Source organism: Vibrio sp. Y176 (assembly GCF_033438945.1).
On the sequence record NZ_JAWOQS010000601.1, the window covers coordinates 1 to 670 of the forward strand.

Annotated in this window: 1 pseudogene; it reads right to left on the reverse strand. The window is 47.8% G+C overall.

From position 1 onward, the window contains the following. Nucleotides 1-654: pseudogene (locus R7O13_RS27540) on the reverse strand (flagellin); the annotation flags it as partial. Nucleotides 655-670 lie beyond the last annotated feature (16 nt).

A 670-nucleotide genomic window follows, 5' to 3' on the forward strand; every position in this document is an offset into this window, starting at 1 on the left:
GTTGATATTGATTTCTAGATCATCAACATTACCATCTTCGTCTTCACCCATGCCAGGAAGCGTGATTTTTAGATCGGCTTTAGTTGGATCAACACCCCAATCTTTACCTTTTCCTACTTCAGAGAAGAATGTCACACCGCCCATACGAGTGTCATCTGCACGAATACTGGTTAGACCCATGATCATCGCTTCACCAGAGCTCGCACCGATTTGGAATGCCGCTTCACCGAATGAGCCGTTCAATAGACGACGGCCACCGAATGATGTGGTTTCTGCGATACGGTTCAGTTCGTCAACCAACGCCATTGATTCTTCGTTGATTGCCTGACGCTCAGCTGGAGAGTTAGTACCGTTTGATGACTGGATAGCCAAGTCACGCATACGCTGCATCACTGACGTTGCTTCGTTCATCGCACCTTCAGCCGTTTGAGCGATAGAGATACCATCGTTCGCGTTACGCATTGCCACATCAAGACCACGAGACTGTGCCGTTAGACGGTTAGAGATCTGCAGACCTGCTGCATCGTCTTTTGCACTGTTAATTTTGTGACCTGATGATAGACGCTCCATCGAGGTATTAAGCTCGTTGGTCGCTTTATTTAAGTAACGCTGCGCGGTCATCGCGGAGACGTTAGTACTAACTGTTACAGCCATTTTGCTCTCCTTTTGA